The organism is Dyella sp. (assembly GCF_035685885.1).
Taxonomy (GTDB): Bacteria; Pseudomonadota; Gammaproteobacteria; order Xanthomonadales; family Rhodanobacteraceae; genus Dyella.
In genome coordinates, this window is the sequence record NZ_DASRZX010000148.1 from 25,854 (window position 1) to 43,515 (window position 17,662).

Here is a 17,662-nt window from a genome sequence, read left to right on the forward strand (position 1 = left end):
CCGGCTTCTTCGTGTTTTGCGTGAGCATGACCGCGATGCGCGAACCGGCCCTGCTGCAGCAGGCCTTCGTGATCGCGCTGATGGTGTGCGCGTTCGGCGTGCTGCTGTTCGCCTTCGCGCGGCCGGCAACGGCGCTGGTGGTGAGTGGCGGCCTGTTCCTCGGCTTGAACTTCCTGTCCGTGATGAAGCTGCGTTACCTCGACTCGCCGCTGATGCCGGCGGATTTCATCTACTACGCGCGCAGCAGCCTGCTGGAAACGCTGGGGCACTACCCGCACCTGTGGACGCTGGCGCTGGCTGTGGGCGTGGTGACGCCGCTGGCCTTGTGGGCCGTCTGGCGCTTCGACCGCCGGCTGCTCGCCAACCTCAGCCCCAGTCGTGCGCTGCTGACGCGCGTGGGCGGCGTCGGGCTGTGGGCGCTGGCGTTCTGGGTGTGCCTGCTGCCGGACGGCCCGTTTGCCGAAGTGCACGCCCGCAACGTGTGGGAAAAGCTTTCCGACGACGCCCAGATCACCAACTTCTTCGTCAACTTCAGTGATTCGGACATCCAGATGCCCGCCATGGCCGACGACGCCGTGGCCGAGCAGGATTGGGGCGCCACCGCCTCCGGGTTCCCGGCTGCAACGCCGCGTACGCCGGAAAACTATCCGGACATCGTGCAGGTGCTGGAAGAAAGCACCTTCAACCCGTCCAACTTCACCCAGTGCAACATCCCCGAATGCCGGGTGGGCATGTTCAAGGCCGATGCGCGCACCCGCGCCACCGGTCCGATGCGCGTGCATACGTTTGGCGGGGGCACCTGGGTAAGCGAGTTCGCCACGCTCACCGGCATGCCCCAGGACATCTTCGGGCCGGGCGGCATGTACGCGCCCTACGTGCTGGCGCCCCACGTGCAGGACAGCCTGCCGCGCCAGCTGCAGCGGCTGGGCTATCTCACGGTGGCGATCTATCCGACCAACGGCGCCTTCCTCAATGGGCGCAACGCATATACGGCCTACGGCTTCGACCAGTTCTACGACGCCGGCCAGCTCGGCCTGGAGGAGTGGGAGGAAACCGACGCGCAGATGTTCACCGCGGCCAAGCGCGTCTACGACAAGGTAAAGAAGCCGGGCCAACCGGTGTTCGTGATGATCCTCACCCTGGCCCAGCACGGCCCGCACGACACCGACCCGCTGTCGACGTTGCCGGCACCGTTCAACAAGGGCTTGCTGAAGGGCCTGCCGGTGCGCGAGTCGCTGAACTTCAATACTTACCTTTCCAACTTGCGCAACTCCGACGTGGCGATGCGCGGGCTGGAACACGACTTCCTCGATCGCGAGGAGCCGACGGTGATCGTGCACTTCGGCGACCACCAGCCTTCCTTCAGCGGCCTCATCCGCGAGATGCCGCGCGTCTGGCCGGACGGGCTGTCCGAATACAAGGACTACCTCACGTATTACATGATCAAGAGCAACTTCAAGGGCGCACCGCTGCCGCGCTATCCGTTGCTCGACATCGCACTGCTGCCGAGCATGGTGCTCCAGGCGGCGGACTTGCCGACCGATCCCTATTTTTCCGCTGCGATCGCGTTGCGCACGCGATGCAATGGCCTGTACACCGACTGCGCGCAACCCGCATTGGTGAAGTCGTACCACGCGTGGATATTCGACCGGCTGCACGTCTACCAGTAAGCGCGGGTTCTCTCCAGGGCGGAGGTTCCCTTCGCAATCGTCCGGACGAATGTTCGAGACGTCGAACATGTCCGAGCTCCAAGTTCGTGCAAGAGCCAGGCCGTGGCCACGGCGGACAACGTCAAGCCGCCAGCCGAGGCCGAGTCGGCGGTGTTTCCCTGCGCACGAAAATCGCTGTTGGGCAATGCCCGGGCGGCCTTTGTGATAGACGTCCAGACATCCGAAAGAAGTTGGGAATGGCCTTGCGTGTTTCACGCCTGACACTCCGCCATTTGGCCTGTATTTCCCCTGCACGCGACGGGCGTACGCTCGCCCCCGTTTTTGCGAGCCGCTTCCTGGGCCAGGCGCAAGGGGATGGCGAGGCGCTGTCAGGAAGCCGCTCGATGTAACGAGTGAACGAATGCCGGTACGTGCCGCCACTCCGGGAGTATTGGCGACGGCACGCGTGCGCGGCTGGTCTGGGAATTCAACGTCGGGGCTTCAGTTCGATCGGCTTGCACGTCGCTCGCGCGACGGGAGGGAAGGGCCATGCATCGCAGATCCGCTTTTGCCTGTCTGCTCGCCGCCTGCTCGGGACCGGCGGTCGCCACCACGTTGGTCTACACGCCGGTCAATCCCAACTTCGGCGGCAGTCCGCTCAACGGTCCCAATCTGTTGAACGAGGCGAATGCGCAGAACTACTACAAGAATCCCGGCGCCTCTGGCAGCGCGGGTGCAAAGCAGCTCACGCCGTTACAGCAATTCCAGCAGGAGCTGCAGCAGGCAGTGCTGTCGCGCATTGCACAATCGGTGACGGGAGGCATCGTCAATGCCCAAGGCCAGCTGGTGCCGGGCACCATCCAGACTTCCGATTTCATCATCAACATCTCGCAGGTGAGTCCCGGGGTGCTTCAGATCACCACTACGGACAAATCGACCGGGCAAACCACGTCATTCCAGGTCTCCGACAACAACAATGGCGAGCCGGGGCTCTGACATGGAGGCCACGCAACCAGGGGAAGCCGGGGCGCCCGAACCATACGCGACGTATAAGGTGATCCGCGCCGTGGCGAGGCTTTCGGTACTGATCCTGATGCTCGTGCTCGAATCATGTACCTCCATTCCGCCGCATGCCGACGAGCCTGCAGGCGTCGGCAAGCAGGCGCATCTGACACCCGCGTCCGATAGTTATCGAGATCTGCTGCATCTGCCGCGGCCCAAGGGGCGCATAACCGTGGCGGTGTACGGCATCCGCGACCAGACCGGCCAGTACAAACCCGCACCGGACAGCAGTTTCTCCACGGCGGTGACGCAGGGAGCGACTTCCATCCTGGTCAAGGCCCTGAACGATTCGCAGTGGTTTGTACCGGTGGAACGGGAGAACCTGCAGGATGTGCTCACCGAGCGGCGCGTCGTGCGTGCCGCGGAACCTGCACCGGCCGCCAGCACCACGCCTCCCAACCTGCCGGCATTGCTTCCGGCCAGCATCCTCATCGAGGGGGCCATTGTCGGCTACGACAGCAACATCAAGACCGGTGGCGCGGGTGCGTCTTATCTGGGCATCGGTGCCAATGCGCAGTACCGGACCGACCAGGTGACCATTTCCCTGCGTGCGATCGACATCCGCAGCGGCCGGATCCTGCACAGCGTATCGACCACCAAGGCGATCTATTCGACGCAGGTGGACCTAAATGTGTACCGCTTCGTGCGCTACCAGCATCTCCTGCAGATGGAGGTGGGCTATGCGCGCGACGAGCCTGCGCAACTGTGCGTCGCCGATGCCATCGAAGCTGCCGTAGTGAACCTGATCGTGCAGGGCGTGCAGGCCAATACCTGGGCGTTGGACGCGCCCTCTGATCTCGATTCACCGGTTTTCAGGCGCTACATCGAAGAACAGCGCACCGTGATGAACGACTATCCCGGAGCGCACGCCAAGACGGGTGGCTCATGAGGCGGCAGGCACGCTGCGTAGTGAGTTGCCTGGTGCTGGCCGCAGCGACAGCACGGAGCGCGGACAACAACACCGCATGGGTGGCTCAGGCCGGTAGCGCCAACGGTGTCGTCGCCAGTCAGGCGGGGCTTGCAGGGACAGCCGATGTGGCCCAGTGGGGCGACAACCAGGCCACCTCCGCCTATCAGGCTGGAAACTCGGACATGCTGTTGGTGAGCCAGGCCGGTGCGCTCAACAGTGTCGCCGTCGTTCAGACGGCCAACCTGCAGAGCGCAAGTATCGAACAGACAGGCTCGGGCAACAGCGCCTCTGTGACGCAGTCAGTCGACGCCGCTTGGGCGGACATAAGCCAGGTTGGCGATGGAAACATCGCGAGCATCGCGCAAGCGCCCAGCGCGGACGCAGCCAGCAACGCGGCCAACGAGGCCGCCATCAGCCAGCTTGGATCCACCAACGCCGCCGCACTGGCCCAGAGCGGGGCTGGCAATGCCGCAAGCGCCGTGCAATCGGGCGACGGCAATGTCCTCAATCTTGTCCAAAGCGGCACGGTGAACGTCGCCCAGGTCATGCAGGCGACTTCGGCTGCAGAAGCGTTCGTGATCCAGAGCGGGCAGATGAATCAGGCATCGGTCACCCAGGACGGAGCCGGTGACGTCACGCATGTGCAGCAATCTGGCACCGGCAACCAGGCGACGGCCAATGCCTATGGCGCCAACGACAGGATCGATATCACGCAAATCGGCAACGGTTTGCAAATCGCTGTTACCACAACCGGTAACAACACCCGTGCCTCCGTCATGCAGGGGCGGTGATGACGCGCACCCAACCTAGGGAGGTGATACCCATGCTACGCAAGACCCTCATATGCGTCGCCTTGAGTGCGACGCTCGGACTGGCCGGCAACGCGCTGGCCGGAAACAACAACAAGGCATTGGTCAACCAGAACGGGACCAACAATGTCGGCGCGGTGGACCAGACCAATGCCGATTCTTCCAATCAGTCCTTGAGCAACATCTATTTCAATTCGGGTGACGGCAATACGATCGATCAGCAGGGTGACAACAACAATGCGTCGGTGACCCAGGCGGGAAGCTCGAACAGTGCCCAGATACAGCAGGTCGGCGCCAACCAGGGTGGCGTCACTTACATCACGCAGAACGGCAGCGGCCTGCAGGGCTACATCTACCAGACCGGTACTGGCCAGACATCGAAGGCCGATATCTCACAGTTGGGCAGCAACAACTATGGAAGCGTGGCCGAGCTCAACACTTCCGGCGTATGGGGTGAGATCGATCAGGGCGTTTTCTATTCGCCCAAGGGAAGCAACAACCAGGCTTATGTATGGATGTTCGGAAAATCGGGCGAGTTCGGGCCCAATTTCACTTGGATCAGCCATGACAACCTGCTGGCCGATATTCCGCCGTTCTCAACCCTTGTGTTCCAGGAAGGCGATACAAGCGACTTCGCGTTTATCAGCCAGAACGGTGGCAGCGATAGCTCTGCGGTGATCTACCAGGGTTTCGGATCGAACAATTCGGCGTGGTTCTACCAGAGTGGATCGAGTGATAGCTGGGGCAGCATCGAGCAGCATGGCCAGTTCAATTCCGCGACCAGCTACCAGTGGAACGGTGTATCCGAATCGCACATCCTTCAATACGGAAGCTACGAGCAGGCCACCACCAACCAGTCTGGCGGGCTATCGCAGCTGCAGGAGAACTACGCCGAGATCGACCAGGGTCTGCTGGGCGGTGGATACGGCAATGTCGCCAGCATCGACCAGGTTGGATACTCCAACCAATCAACGGTGACGCAAGACGGCACGTTCAACTCTGCCAGCGTGTCGCAGAACGGTATCGCCAATTTTGCCAACGTCACGCAGAACGGTAACAACAATCTGGCGAACGTCACTCAGGTCGGCTTCGGCAATACCGCAAACGTGCATCAATGAGCATGTTGCTCCTCAGGGGGGCCGGTGGCGCCCGTCGGCGCCGCCGGACTTTCATGCTGCCCGCACTCGTGTGCGTGGCGATATCGCCCGCATGGGCGGGAACCGATCAGGAGTCCTTGCTGGGCAAGGCTGCGCCGGTGCCTGTCAAGGCGCCTGATGTGATGGCCGGGCTGGCGCCCGCGCTGGACTTTCTCGACAAGGGGATCATCGAGGGCGAGAGCGACGCCCTGATCGAAAGGCCACTGGACGAGACGGCGGCATCCACGGTCATTGCTGACCAGACCATCACCCAGACCGGACGCCAATTCGTCCATGGCTTCGAACAGGCGTGGCGCAATCGCGACGGCCTCGCGCATGTTTCCATCGCGATCAGCGAACGCCCTTCGGCACGGTGGGGCAGCGTGATTCGCGTCGAGGAAAATTTTGCCCTGATCTACCAGGTGGTGTTGTTTCCCGGTCGCGGTGATCCGTTGGCCGTGGGCGCCGAGGCAGCGCAGATGGCAAGCAAGAAAGCCTCGGCCATCGAAGCCGAGCGTCTGTTGTTCAAGGATCAGGATCTGGGTGCAGAGGAGCTTTGATGGGCTGGCGTGGGTCGATCCACGACGACCGGCACGCCTGCCTGTGAGAAGGCGCGTCTTGCGGTCACACATCCGCTGCACGACCGCCATGTACCCGCATCGCCGCCCCGTCGGGTTGTCCGAACATGGGTGCGGCCCTGCAGAGTAGAGCGGTTGTCAGGGGGCGTAGCGCACGCCGCTGATCCAGGTCTCATGCACCATCAGGCCATCATCCAGCACGGCGAAGTCAGCGCGTTGGCCTGCCACGAGGCGGCCGTGCGCATGTTCCAGACCTATCCATGCGGCGGGGTAGGCACTGGCCATGCGCGAGGCTTCGGCCAGCGGCAGGCCAACCATCTCCACGAGATTGCGCATGCCGGTGGCCATGTCCAGTGCGGAGCCGGCGAGCACGCCCGTGTCGCTCTGGCAGATGCCGTCGCGAGCGACGATGGTCTGGCCGTTGAGCACGTACTCGGGGTTGTCCGCGCCGACGGGCGGCATGGCGTCGGTCACCAGCACGCTCTTGCCGCGCGCCTTGGCGGCAATGGCGATGCGCAGCGCGGCCGGATGCACGTGGTGGCCGTCGACGATAAGCCCGCACCAGCTGTGGGGATCATCCAGCGCGGCACCGACCACGCCAGGCTCGCGGCTGCCGAGCGGCGTCATGGCGTTGTAGAGATGGGTGAAGCCGCACACGCCCGCATCCAGCGCGGCGCGCGTGGTGTCGTAGTTGGCCGCCGTGTGGCCGGCCACCACCAGCACGCCCGCTTCGGTGAGCTGGCGGATGGTGTCGAGCGGTACTTCTTCGACGGCTAGCGTAAGCATCACCACGCCGCGGCGGTTGCGCGTGATGGCGGCGATGTCGTGCGCATCGGGCAGGCGGAACAGGCTGGCGTCGTGGATGCCCTTGCGCGCAGTGGCGAGGAACGGGCCTTCCAGATGAATGCCGAGCACGCCAGGCACGCCTTGTTCGATCGCGGCATCGACGGCATCCAGCGCCTTGCGCATCACCTCGGCAGTATCGGTGATCAGCGTAGGCAGGAAGCCGGTGGTGCCGAACTTGCGATGCGCGGCGCCCATGGTTGCCAGTGCTTCCACGGTGGGCTCGGCATTGAACAGCACGCCGCCGCCGCCGTTCACCTGTACGTCGATAAAGCCAGGCAGCAACAGCTTGCCCTTGAGGTCATGCAGCGTGGCTGCCACGGCGCGCGCGTCGTCCGCGCGCATGATCGCTTCGATATGCGCGCCGCGCACCAGCACCGCGAGGCCTGCCTGCGGGCCGTGGTCGGTGAGCACGCGACCGTTGACGAGGACGGTGGTCTGGCTGGTCATTACATCGTCTCCGTCACCTTGCGAAGATGCGGCGGCACGTCCGGGTCGTAGCCGCGCGCCAGCGACAGCGCGCTGGCGGCGCGATAGAAACTTTGCACGGCGAGCAGCGGCGCCACGATGGGCGCGATGCCTTCGGGCAGGGGCAGCTTGTCTGGGTCGTGGTTGCCAGGCGCGGCGACGAACACGCGCGCACCGCGGGCGCGGAACTCGCCGGCCACGGCCATCGTGTTTTCCAGCGTGCCGTCATCCTGCGCGAAGAACAGCACCGGGAAGCCTTCGCCCACCAGCGCCATCGGCCCGTGCTTCACTTCCGCCGCGCTGAAGGCCTCGGCATGCAGGCCACAGGTTTCCTTGAGCTTGAGCGCGGCTTCCAGCGCAGCGCCAAAGCCGAAGCCGCGACCGACCACGAACAGGTTGTGCGTGTCGCGCAGGCCGTCGACGAGTGCGCTCCAGTTGCAGTCCCAGCCTCGGCGCAGATCGTCGGGCAGGCGCGCGACGGCGGCGTGCAGCTCTTCGTCGTCGCTCCAGTGCGCGGTCAACTGCAGGATCGCCGCGAGCGTGGCGAGATAACTCTTGGTGGCGGCGACGCTGAGCTCCGGACCCGCCCGCAGCGGCACGAAGGTGTCGGCCAGCTGCGCCAGCGGCGACTCTTCCACGTTCACCAGGGCAACCACGTGCGCACCAGCATCCTTCGCGGCCTGCGCGCTGCGCAGCAAGTCCGGGCTCTTGCCCGACTGCGAGATGGCGACGAACAGCGCGCCGTCCAGATGCAGGTCGGCGTCGTAGATGGAGGAAATGGACGGCGATGCCGAAGCGGTGATCAGGCCCAGGCGCGTTTCGAAGACATACTTCGCATAGGCGGCGGCGTGGTCGGAGCTGCCGCGCGCGCAGGTGACAATGAAGCGGGGTGGATTGGCCCGCAACTGCTCGCCGAGCGCCTTCAGGATCGGCGCGTTCTGTTGCAGCTGGCGCTCGACCACGGCGGCCGTTTCGTGGGCCTCGCGGTACATCAGGGTGTTGCTGGCTTCCTTCATCGTCTTTCTCTTGGCATGCGTGTGGGCGCACGCCGCGGGGCTGGTGTCAGCCCTTGCGTGGCGTGGGAGTTTGCGGTGGCGCGGTAGAGCCGCGCACGACCAGTTCGGGGACAAAGCATTCGGCGTGCGGCATTTCCACCTGGGCGCCGGTCTTGCGCTGCAGCTCGGCCATCAGCTGCAGGGCGGCGTGGCGGCCGATGTCGCTGGTGGATTGGCGGGCGGTGGTGAGTGCGGGCCATGCCTGCTTGGAGAACGGGCTGTCCTCGAAGCCGGCGATGGAGAGGTTCCACGGCACGTCGAGGCCGCCGGAGCGCGCCGCTGCCAGCACGCCGGCGGCGATCTCGTCGTTGCTGCCGAAGATCGCGGTCGGCGGGTCTTTCAGCGCCAGCAGCTTGCGGGCGCCGCGGAAGCCGTCGTCGAACGCGTAGCGGCCCGGCAGTACCAGCTTCTTGTCCTGCGGCAGGCCATAGTCCTTCAGCGCGTCGGCGTAACCCTGGTAGCGCTCCGGGCTGGAACGATGGTGCGGTTCGCCCCACAGGAAGCCGATGCGCTTGTGGCCCATCTGGATGAGATGTTCGGTGATCGCGTACGCGGCGCTGCGGTCATCCACGTAGACGCAGGGCGCGCCGTCGTGGGGATCCTCGCGCGAGGAAATGATGCGCACGAAGCTGATGTCGCGTGCGCTGAGCTTGGCGATCAGCCCGGGCTCCTCGGACATCGGCGGCGCCAGCACCAGGCCGGCGAGGCGATTGCGTTCGACCAGCGCGCACAGTTCGTCGGCGAGGCCGGGCGAGTTGGAATCGCAGGGATGGATCAGCAGGCCGTAGCCACGTTCGCGACAGGCCGACAGCACGCCATCCTGCATGCTGATGACGTAGTGCGCGTTCGGGTTGTCATAGACCAGGCCAATCGCATAAGCATGCGTGCTGCGCAGGCCGCGCGCCGAAGGATTGGGCTGGTAGCCCAGCGCCTCGATGGCGCGCTCGACCTTTTCACGCGTATCGGCGCGTACCGAGGTTTCTCGGTTGATCACGCGCGAGACCGTCTTGAGCGAAACGCCCGATCGCTTGGCGACGTCCTTGATGGTGGGGTTGCGCAACGTTGGGACTCCGGCAGAACGAGGAAGGGCATCGTAGCCCAGCGGGGCGGGGCTCGGCGCGCACCGGGCCCGCCGCAGCTCACGGCGCGTGCTGGCCGACGCGGTGCCCCCTTGCGCCGTAGTAAAGGATGTACAGATAACAGGGCACCATGAGTGCCATGAATACCAGCTGGAAGTTGTAGTGCTGTTTCAGCAGCACGAACAGCTTGGGCACCAGGCCGCCACCCACGATGGCCATGATCAGCAGCGCCGAGCCGCGCTCGGTAAGCCGGCCCAGACCGTGGATCGCCAGCGGGAAGATCGCCGGCCACATCATGGCGTTGGCAAAGCCCAGCGCCGCCACGAAGCCCACCGAGACATAGCCGTCGGTGACGTAGGCGCCCAGCGTGAAGATCACGCCCAGCACGGCGGACACGGCCAGATAGCTTTGCTGCGAGATAAAGCGCGGAATCAGCGCCAGGCCCGCGAGGTAACCGGCGAGCATGGCGCCCAGCGTGAACGAGGTGAACACCTTGGTTTCGCTCAGAGGCAAGCCAAAGCCTTGCCCGTAGGTGCCGATGGCATCGCCTGCCATCACCTCCACGCCCACGTAGAGGAACAGGCACAGCACGCCCAGCCACAGGTGCGGAAAGCTGAAGATGCCGCCCTTGGCGTGGCCGATGTCGGTTTCGGCGTTGGCGCCGGCCGGCCGGATTTCCGGCAGCGGCGAGCGGACCACCCAGATCGCTAGCAGCACCAGCAGGGCGGCCATGATCATGTAAGGCATGTGGATCTTGGCCGCGAAGGTGTCGAGCAGCGCCTCGCGTGCTTCGACCGTGGGCGCCGCCTTGACCTGCGCGTCGAACGAATCGATGCCGGTAAGCACCAGTGCGCCGAACACGAATGGCGCGAGTGCGCCGGCCACCTTGTTGCAGATGCCCATGAAGGCAATGCGCTGCGCCGCGCTGTCGATCGGGCCGAGGATGCTGATGTAGGGATTGGACGCCGTCTGCAGCAGCGCCAGACCCGCACCGATGACGAACAGGCCGAACAACGCGGGATAAAAGATGCGCATGCTGACGAACTGGCCGAACAGCACTGCGCCGATCGCCATCACGAACAAGCCCAGTGCCATGCCTTTCTTCATGCCGGTGCGACGAAGCACGAACGAAGAGGGGATCGCCAAGACGAAATAGGACAGGTAGAAAACCTGCGGCACCAGGAACGCGGACACGTCATCCACGTTGAAGGCGAGCTTCACGAAGGTGATCAGCGGGCCGTTGAGCCAGGTGACGAAGCCGAAGATGAAAAACAGCACGCCGATGATGAGCATCGGCACCACGCTCGACGAACGCGGCTCGCCGGAGGCAAGCGTTGTGGCTGACATGACTTGACTTACTCCCCGCGGATGGCCGCTGAACGATAGGCCGTGGCGGCCCGATTCCCCCGAAAGACTTTCTCACTTCCCAGCGGGAGGTGGAGATGTGCGTGTTATCGACGCTAAGCATAACGTTGTCAAATTCTGACACAGTCGAGCCAAAGCCAGGCTGCATTCCATGATCCCCGATTTCCCTCAAGGCAGACATCTGTATGGCGTTGCCACACGGTGAAAATGTCAGCGCGAAGAACGGGAAATTTTGGCGAAAAACGCTTTCATAACAATATGATGCGGCGCATCATGAGCTTGCGATTCAGGCGTCATTCGATGCGATTGCTGGAGCGCGCCAAATGGTTGTTTCTGCTAACAAAATACCGTGCTGACAACGTTGTCATCAGAGGACAACACTCAAGACAAATCAGGGCTCGGTCGCATGGCGCGACGTAGCTACGCCGAGGGAATATCGGTTGGGCAAAGCGGCAACCACAACCTCGGGATACGGCAACTTCCCGTCAACCCGGGAGCGTTCTTCGCAGCCGACGCCATCGTCAACGACAACCTCCCGTGGCCGGTGTCCATCCGTGACATCCGCGACAGCCTGGGCATCGACCAGCTGACCGTCGTCAATGATTTCGAAGCCGTAGCCTATGCCACGCAGTTCCTCGGCCAGGCCGACACCACCGCCGTGATCGAGAGCGAGGCGCCGCCGGTCGAGGGTCCGGTGCTGGTAATGGGGCCGGGCACAGGCTTGGGTTCGGCGGTGCTGCTGCCGGGTCACCCGCACGCCACGGTGCTGGCAACGGAAGCGGGTCAGATCGCGCTGGCGCCCGGCAATGAGCGCGACTTACAAGCAGTACCTCGGTTCGGCCATGACACAACTGGCGAACGAATACTCCAGCGGCCGCGAGTATCTGCTCGAAGCCCGCTTCAAGCTCTGAGGATTTGCAGGACTTTCCTCCCCGAAAAGGGCTCGGCACCATTGCCGGGCCCTCTTTTTGTCCGGGCTTGCCATGCTTCAGTCCAGCGCGCCGGCGCCGAAGCGGTCATCGGTGCGTTGGGTCGCGGCCACTTGCAGCGCAATGATCAGGCCACGCACCACATCTTCCTGCGCCATGCTCGGCGCATTCGGGAAGCGCGCCGCCTGCGACGGCAGATACGGAATGTGGATGAAGCCCGCGCGCAGATCGTGATGCCTGGCAGCGAGATGCAGCATCAGGTACGCCACGTGGTTGCATACAAACGTTCCCGCGGTGTTGGACACTTCCGCCGGCACGCCTTCGGCGAGCAGTGCCTTGAGCATGGCCTTGATGGGCAGGCTGCTGAAGTACGCCGCGGGACCATCGGCGACGATGGCTTCGTCGATGGGCTGGACCCCGGCGTTGTCCGCCATGCGCGCATCCTGCACGTTGATCGCCACGCGTTCCAGGGAAAGCCGGCTGCGTCCGCCAGCCTGGCCAACGCCGAGAAGGATCGCGGGCGCAACCTCGTCCACCATCAAGCCAAGCTCGCGCCGTGACTCGGCGAAGATCGTCGGCAACAGCCGTGCCACCACGACGTGACCGGCGATGTGCCTGCCTTCCAGCTCGCGCACGGCTTCCCACGACGGATTGATGTCCTCGTTGCCGAACGGCGTAAAGCCGGTGAGCAGAATGCGCGGTTGCTTGCTCATGAGCGTGATTCCAGTGGCGACGCGTTCAACGGAATACCAGGGCCCACATGGCGACAAAAGTGGCGATGAAGATCCACGCTGCGCTCCAGGCCTGCGCGCGGATCACGCCATAGGGATTGCGCAGTTCCAGCAAGGCGGCGGGTACCAGGTTGTAGTCGGCGGCCATGGGCGTGAGCAGCGTGCCGCAGTATCCGCACAGCATGCCCATCGAGCCGAGGATCGCCGGGTGCGCGCCATAGCGTTGCACCAGCAGGGGCAGGCCGATGCCGGCCATCATCACCGGGAACGCCGCGAACGCATTGCCCATGATCATGGTGAATAACACCATGCCCAACGCGAACACCAACAGGCACAGGAGGGCGTTGCCCTCGGGCAGCATGGTGTTGGCGATCGACGCGATGGCGGTACCCACGCCGCTCTGCGTGAATACCTGGCCCAAGGCCGCCAACAGCAGCGGCAACAGCGCTGCCCAGCCGATGGCATCAAGCAGGCGGCGCCCTTCGAAAAGGCCTTGGCGTAGCGGCGCACGGGCGATGCGCGCAGCGGCGAACAGCGCGATGACACACGCCAGCGCGAGGCCGGTGAGGGTCATTTGCGACGTCGCAAAGAGCGGGTGACCGCCTATGGAAAGATGCGCACCGAACAGCGCGACCAGCATGGTCACCAGTGGGATCAGCAGTGCCGGTACGAACAACCGATGACCAAGCCGGACAGCGGATGCCAGCCGTTGTTCGGCACTGGCTGTTTCCGGATGCGCCCGCCGCTTCAGGCTTGGCGCAAGCACGGCCAGCGCGATTACCGCGCCACCCGCCAGCTGCGCGGGAAGAGGATCGCCGACCTTCTCCCGCGCCAACACCGCGTCGCCACCGGCGACCAGAAGGCCCAGCAGCAACCAGAATGCGGCGCGTGCGTGTTGACGTTCGCGCAGGTTGCGCCATGCGGTGTAGAGCAGGAAGGCGGCAATCAGCCAGTAGGCGTATTCAACGCGCAGCACGCTCAAACCCCTGACTTCTGCTGCGCGGCCTGGCGCCGCAAGCGGCGCTGGAACAGCCACACCCGCACCGACTGGATGACGAACGCGGCGATGGCGGTAGGCAGCGACCACAACGCGATCGACAATGGTGTGAGCTGGATGCCGTGCCTGGCGTAGAAATCCTGGATCAGCAGCACTGCGCCGAGGGCGATGAATACATCCTCGCCGAAGAAACGTCCGATGTTGTCGGTGGCAGCGGCTACAGCGCGCACCTGCTCGCGATCTTCCCGGGTGAGGTCAGGCTTGATCTTCTCGGCGGCGGCCTCGCCCATCGGCGCCAGCAAGGGACGCACCGTCTGCGCGGCGCCGGCCACACCGGTCAGGCCGAGCATGGCGAGCAACTCGCGCACCAGCAGGTAGCCGATGAGCAGGCGCGCGAGCGTGAGCCCGCGGAGTTGTTCCATCCATCGTTGTGCGTGTTCGCGAAGGCCTGCGTGCTCAAGCAGGCCAATGGCCGGCAGCACGAGCACGAACAGGAGCAGCATGCGGGAGGACACGAAACTCTTGCCCAGGAGCGCGAGCAGGTCCGCCGGATGCATGCCGGCAAGCAGCCCGCTCACCAGTGCCGCGCAGACCACCACCGGCACCGCATTGAGGCGCAGCGCAAACCCGATGACGATGACCGCAACGCCCAGCAGCGGCCAGTAGTTCATGCGTCGGCTCTGTCACGCGGCGCCGCGATGCCGATGTCCGCCGCTTCCAGCGCGGCGCGCAGCTGGCGGGCAAACGCCACCGCGTGGGCACCGTCGCCGTGCACGCAGAGCGTGTCGGCGTGCAGCGTCACCACGCTGCCATCGACGGCGCGAACCATGCCCTCGCGCGCTATCGCCATCGCCTGGGCGATGGCATCGTCGCTCTCCTGTATGACCGCATCGGCCTCGCGTCGTGGCTGCAGCGAACCATCGCTACGGTAGCGGCGATCGGCAAACGCCTCGCTCGCCACCGGCAGTCCGGCGGCCTTGCCTGCATCGATCAGCGCCGAGTTGGCGAGGCCGACCAGCCGCAGGGCTGGATCAAAGTCACGGATCGCGCGCGCGATGGCCTGGGCAAGTTTCATGTCGCGCGCTGCCATGTTGTAAAGGGCGCCATGCGGTTTCACGTGGCGAAGGCGCGTGCCGGCGGCCTGCACGAAGCCGTGCAAGGCACCGACCTGGTAAAGCGTCATCGCATAGGCTTCGTTGGGTGTCACCATCATTTCGCGACGACCGAAGCCTTGCAGGTCGGGCAGTGACACGTGGGCGCCGATGGCTACGTCATGCTGCACGGCCAGCGCCACGGTGCCGCGCATGATGTCCGGATCGCCCGCGTGAAAACCGCATGCGATGTTCGCGGAGCTGACGATGGCGAGCAGGGCAGCATCGTCACCCATGCGCCACGCGCCATAGGATTCGCCCAGGTCGCTGTTGATATCGATGGTCTTTGCCCGGGTGTTGCTCATGCGGATTCCAGCCGTTGTCCGATGCGTCGAAGCAAGCGTTCCAGCGCGTCATCGCGCCTGCGAAGGCGATCCATCGCTTCGTCCATGGAAGTCTCCGTGAAGCATACGGCATCGCCCGGTCGCCGCTGCGCGAGACGGGGCAAGTCCACCGCTGCCAGCTGGCCAATACGCGGGTATCCGCCGGTTACGGGGGCTTCGGCCAGCAGCAGGATGGGCTGTCCCGATGGCGGAAGCTGCAGCGTACCCGGCACGCTGGCCTCGGAAATCAACTCGAGTGGATGGCGCAGTTGCAGCGTGGTGCCCTCGAGCCGCGTGCCGGTGCGATTGCTGTGCCTGCTGATGACGAAGCGTCCGGAGAACAGCATCTGCCGTGACGCGTCATCCAGCGCATCAAAGTGATGCCCGCGCAGCAATGCCAGCGGAGCCTGCGCATAGTCGAGCCAGGGTTGCGGATCCAGTCCCCAGCCAAGCGCCTTCATCTCGTTGCCGCCCGGAAACCACGAGCACGCCGCTGCATGGCCTGTGGCGATGGCATCGCCGGCCCGAAGCGCGCGCCCTCCGCATGGGCCGATGCGCGCGTGCAGATCGGTACTGCGGCTGCCAAGCACGGGCGCGACGCCAAAGCCACCGCGCACACTGAGATAGCTGCGGCAACCATGGCGCATGCCGCCCATGCGCAGGATGGTTCCGGCGGGAAGAAAGCACGTCGTCCACGGCGGCAGCGCCTGTCCGTTGGCCCGTGCTTCGATGATGCCGCCAGTGATGGCGATGACGGCGGCCTCGCGAAAGCACAGCGTCGGGCCTGCCAGCGTGATCTCCATGACTGCCTGATCGTGCGCGTTGCCGACAAGCGCATTCGCAAGGCGTCGCGAGGGTTCATCCATGGCGCCTGCACGGCCCAGCCCGAGGCTCGCGTATCCACGGCGACCCGCGTCTTGAATGCTGGTGAGCAAGCCGGACTTGATCAGCTCGATGGTCACGCCGCGGTTCCTGCCTGCGTGGCAATGCGGTCGAACTGTGCTTCGTCAATGGCGCGAAAACGCACGCGGTCGCCAGGCTTCAACAAGGAAGGTGGCTCCGCCGAGACATCGAACAGTTGCACGGGCGTGCGGCCAATCAGTTGCCAGCCACCTGGCAGCGCCTGTGGATAGACGCCGGTCTGTTGGCCGCCGATGGCGACGCTGCCGGCAGGCACGCTTGTGCGCGGCGTTGGACGCCGCGGCATGGCGAGCGTCGGATCGAGCCCAAGCAGATAAGGAAAGCCGGGGGCGAAGCCGATCATGGCGACACGGTAGGTCACCGCGGTATGCCGCGCGATCACTTCAACAGCAGACAGGCCTGCATGGGCGGCGACATCGCCCAGGTCTTCGCCGGCGCCGTACCAGACGGGAATGACCACCTCTTTCATCGGCGTTTCGCTGACGGCTGCTCCGCGCAATGCACTGTCGATGGCATCGCGAAGATGGTGGCCGGCGAAACGGCCTTGCGTGTCCGTCCAGTGTCGGGGATCGAAGCGCAGCAGAAGGCTGGCGTACGACGGCACGCATTCGATGTCCGACAGTGCCGCGCCGATCTGGGCGGCAGCGCCATGTACGCGTGCATTGATCGCGACGTCGATGTCGTTGCCGAAGCGCAGAAGCCACGCGTCTTCGGCGAGTGTTTCGATATGCACGTTCGTCAGGGACATGGCGGGCACGCGTCCGCCGCGTTGGGGGCGGGCGCGCAAGGCGTCATGCGTTGGCGCGGCAAATGAACGTGTTTCACGGGTGAAGTGTTGCAGAAGCCATGGTGTTTGCGGACCTGCGAAACAACGCGAAACGGACGAGCCATGCCTCGATGCCTTGGTTTCGCCGTATTCCTGCGGTGCCAGGACGACGCCGTGTCGAGGGTGGTCGTGCATGAGACGTGAAGTTGCGACGCATCCTTGTGCGTCCCCTCGTGCATTCCTGCGCCTCGGCGCGCCGGATGCTTCACATTTCGATCCGCTCGCTCGCGGCCGATTTTCCCCCCGTGCGATACCCTCAATGACCCATAGGGGTCATGCATGATGATCGTTGTCGTGGCGCGTTGCGAAACGACCTGCAAGTTCAATTGACGCGAAGAAAATGGCTTATATACGCGTACTTGGGCGCGCCGCGAGCGCGGAAATGGCACCGCTGTGGTGGTATATGTGCTGCACCGCAACATAGGACATTTTCCTATGTGCCATGGGGTTTATTGACAACGTTGTCAGCCATTACCCAGACTCCTCGGCATAGGGGCGTTCATACGAACGTGACATGAGCATGACGAGGGGACCGTAGTGGTCGATGGGATCAGCCACAGCGCGCGCGAGTTGGTGGCGCAAGAAGCCATGTTTCTCGCTGCCGACGTCGGAGGCACGCATGCGCGCGTCGGTCTGGTGAGCCATCAGCCTGACGGCGTCCGGCCGGTGACGGTGCTGCAGTACCACCGCTATGCGTGTGCCGACTGGCCGAGCCTCACCGCGGTGCTCAAGGATTTCGTGAGCCAGCTGGACCGCGGCGTGCACGTGGACGCGTGCGCCGTGGCGAGCGCGGGTTACGTGCTGGGCGATGCCATCGTCAACGACAACCT

At 64.5% G+C, this 17,662-nt stretch carries 17 protein-coding genes and 1 pseudogene; 8 read left to right on the forward strand and 10 right to left on the reverse strand.

Translation table 11 applies throughout. From position 1 onward, the window contains the following. The first annotated feature begins 26 nt into the window (after positions 1-26). The 6 genes from VFG49_RS16885 to VFG49_RS16910 all read left to right on the forward strand — a co-directional run bounded on the left by VFG49_RS16885 (position 27) and on the right by VFG49_RS16910 (position 6,126). A complete protein-coding gene (locus VFG49_RS16885; RefSeq protein ID WP_324862709.1) occupies positions 27-1,670 on the forward strand; it encodes an LTA synthase family protein in 1,644 nt (547 codons plus the stop codon). 528 nt (positions 1,671-2,198) lie between these two features. Further along, the gene (locus VFG49_RS16890) at positions 2,199-2,645 is read left to right on the forward strand and encodes a curli assembly protein CsgF (protein ID WP_324862674.1); all 447 of its coding nucleotides are present in this window, start codon (positions 2,199-2,201) and stop codon (positions 2,643-2,645) included. A 70-nt stretch (positions 2,646-2,715) separates the two neighbouring features. Continuing rightward, on the forward strand, positions 2,716-3,600 hold the full coding sequence (locus VFG49_RS16895; RefSeq protein WP_324862676.1) for a CsgG/HfaB family protein: 885 nt from the start codon (positions 2,716-2,718) through the stop codon (positions 3,598-3,600). Between the two features lie 32 nt (positions 3,601-3,632). After that, complete coding sequence (locus VFG49_RS16900; RefSeq protein WP_324862678.1) at positions 3,633-4,412, forward strand: hypothetical protein; 780 nt, start codon at positions 3,633-3,635, stop codon at positions 4,410-4,412. Positions 4,413-4,444: 32 nt separating this feature from the next. Continuing rightward, positions 4,445-5,548, forward strand: a complete 1,104-nt coding sequence (locus VFG49_RS16905) for a hypothetical protein (protein ID WP_324862680.1) — start codon at positions 4,445-4,447, stop codon at positions 5,546-5,548. 53 nt (positions 5,549-5,601) lie between these two features. Continuing rightward, positions 5,602-6,126, forward strand: coding sequence for a CsgE family curli-type amyloid fiber assembly protein (locus VFG49_RS16910; RefSeq protein WP_324862682.1), 525 nt, complete (start codon positions 5,602-5,604; stop codon positions 6,124-6,126). Positions 6,127-6,282: 156 nt separating this feature from the next. On the opposite strand, the gene nagA is transcribed toward VFG49_RS16910, so the two are convergent. The 4 genes from nagA to VFG49_RS16930 all read right to left on the reverse strand — a co-directional run bounded on the left by nagA (position 6,283) and on the right by VFG49_RS16930 (position 10,936). Beyond that, entirely contained in the window at positions 6,283-7,437 is a 1,155-nt protein-coding gene (nagA, locus tag VFG49_RS16915; RefSeq protein ID WP_324862684.1) for an N-acetylglucosamine-6-phosphate deacetylase, read from the reverse strand. Beyond that, complete coding sequence (locus VFG49_RS16920; protein ID WP_324862686.1) at positions 7,437-8,471, reverse strand: SIS domain-containing protein; 1,035 nt, start codon at positions 8,469-8,471, stop codon at positions 7,437-7,439. Before VFG49_RS16920 ends, nagA begins: the two co-directional genes overlap by 1 nt. Positions 8,472-8,517: 46 nt before the next feature. Next, positions 8,518-9,570, reverse strand: coding sequence for a LacI family DNA-binding transcriptional regulator (locus VFG49_RS16925; protein ID WP_324862688.1), 1,053 nt, complete (start codon positions 9,568-9,570; stop codon positions 8,518-8,520). 79 nt (positions 9,571-9,649) lie between these two features. Then, entirely contained in the window at positions 9,650-10,936 is a 1,287-nt protein-coding gene (locus tag VFG49_RS16930) for a sugar MFS transporter (RefSeq protein ID WP_324862690.1), read from the reverse strand. A 424-nt stretch (positions 10,937-11,360) separates the two neighbouring features. Here VFG49_RS16930 and VFG49_RS16935 point away from each other — a divergent pair. Then, positions 11,361-11,723: pseudogene (locus VFG49_RS16935) on the forward strand (glucokinase); the annotation flags it as partial. A 219-nt stretch (positions 11,724-11,942) separates the two neighbouring features. On the opposite strand, the gene pcp reads toward VFG49_RS16935, so the two are convergent. The 6 genes from pcp to pxpB are packed head-to-tail and all read right to left on the reverse strand — an operon-like array spanning position 11,943 to position 16,754. Beyond that, positions 11,943-12,596 carry a pyroglutamyl-peptidase I gene (gene pcp, locus VFG49_RS16940; protein ID WP_324862692.1) on the reverse strand — a complete coding sequence of 218 codons (654 nt, stop codon included), beginning with the start codon at positions 12,594-12,596 and terminating at the stop codon, positions 11,943-11,945. 25 nt (positions 12,597-12,621) lie between these two features. Continuing rightward, positions 12,622-13,590: a 5-oxoproline transporter, DUF979 family subunit gene (locus VFG49_RS16945; RefSeq protein ID WP_324862695.1), complete on the reverse strand. Its 969-nt coding sequence runs from the start codon at positions 13,588-13,590 to the stop codon at positions 12,622-12,624. Positions 13,591-13,592: 2 nt separating this feature from the next. Further along, the gene (locus VFG49_RS16950; protein WP_324862697.1) at positions 13,593-14,282 is read right to left on the reverse strand and encodes a DUF969 domain-containing protein; all 690 of its coding nucleotides are present in this window, start codon (positions 14,280-14,282) and stop codon (positions 13,593-13,595) included. Then, the gene (locus tag VFG49_RS16955; protein ID WP_324862699.1) at positions 14,279-15,067 is read right to left on the reverse strand and encodes a 5-oxoprolinase subunit PxpA; all 789 of its coding nucleotides are present in this window, start codon (positions 15,065-15,067) and stop codon (positions 14,279-14,281) included. The genes VFG49_RS16950 and VFG49_RS16955 overlap by 4 nt, the downstream gene beginning before the upstream one ends. Beyond that, a complete protein-coding gene (locus VFG49_RS16960; protein WP_324862701.1) occupies positions 15,064-16,047 on the reverse strand; it encodes a biotin-dependent carboxyltransferase family protein in 984 nt (327 codons plus the stop codon). The genes VFG49_RS16955 and VFG49_RS16960 overlap by 4 nt, the downstream gene beginning before the upstream one ends. Then, positions 16,044-16,754, reverse strand: coding sequence for a 5-oxoprolinase subunit PxpB (gene pxpB / locus VFG49_RS16965; RefSeq protein WP_324862703.1), 711 nt, complete (start codon positions 16,752-16,754; stop codon positions 16,044-16,046). The genes VFG49_RS16960 and pxpB overlap by 4 nt, the downstream gene beginning before the upstream one ends. Before the next feature lie 615 nt (positions 16,755-17,369). Here pxpB and VFG49_RS16970 point away from each other — a divergent pair. Further along, positions 17,370-17,662: glucokinase (locus VFG49_RS16970; protein WP_324862705.1), on the forward strand; the 293-nt coding region annotated here is incomplete at its 3' end.

Bases quoted from the DNA above. Each gene is read 5' to 3' on its own strand.
- VFG49_RS16885 (WP_324862709.1), top strand. From the start codon at position 27: ATGACCGCGATGCGCGAACCGGCCCTGCTGCAGCAGGCCTTCGTGATC.
- VFG49_RS16890 (WP_324862674.1), top strand. From the start codon at position 2,199: ATGCATCGCAGATCCGCTTTTGCCTGTCTGCTCGCCGCCTGCTCGGGA.
- VFG49_RS16905 (WP_324862680.1), top strand. From the start codon at position 4,445: ATGCTACGCAAGACCCTCATATGCGTCGCCTTGAGTGCGACGCTCGGA.
- VFG49_RS16910 (WP_324862682.1), top strand. From the start codon at position 5,602: ATGCTGCCCGCACTCGTGTGCGTGGCGATATCGCCCGCATGGGCGGGA.
- nagA (WP_324862684.1), bottom strand. From the start codon at position 7,437: ATGACCAGCCAGACCACCGTCCTCGTCAACGGTCGCGTGCTCACCGAC.
- VFG49_RS16920 (WP_324862686.1), bottom strand. From the start codon at position 8,471: ATGAAGGAAGCCAGCAACACCCTGATGTACCGCGAGGCCCACGAAACG.
- VFG49_RS16930 (WP_324862690.1), bottom strand. From the start codon at position 10,936: ATGTCAGCCACAACGCTTGCCTCCGGCGAGCCGCGTTCGTCGAGCGTG.
- pcp (WP_324862692.1), bottom strand. From the start codon at position 12,596: ATGAGCAAGCAACCGCGCATTCTGCTCACCGGCTTTACGCCGTTCGGC.
- VFG49_RS16950 (WP_324862697.1), bottom strand. From the start codon at position 14,282: ATGAACTACTGGCCGCTGCTGGGCGTTGCGGTCATCGTCATCGGGTTT.
- VFG49_RS16955 (WP_324862699.1), bottom strand. From the start codon at position 15,067: ATGAGCAACACCCGGGCAAAGACCATCGATATCAACAGCGACCTGGGC.
- pxpB (WP_324862703.1), bottom strand. From the start codon at position 16,754: ATGTCCCTGACGAACGTGCATATCGAAACACTCGCCGAAGACGCGTGG.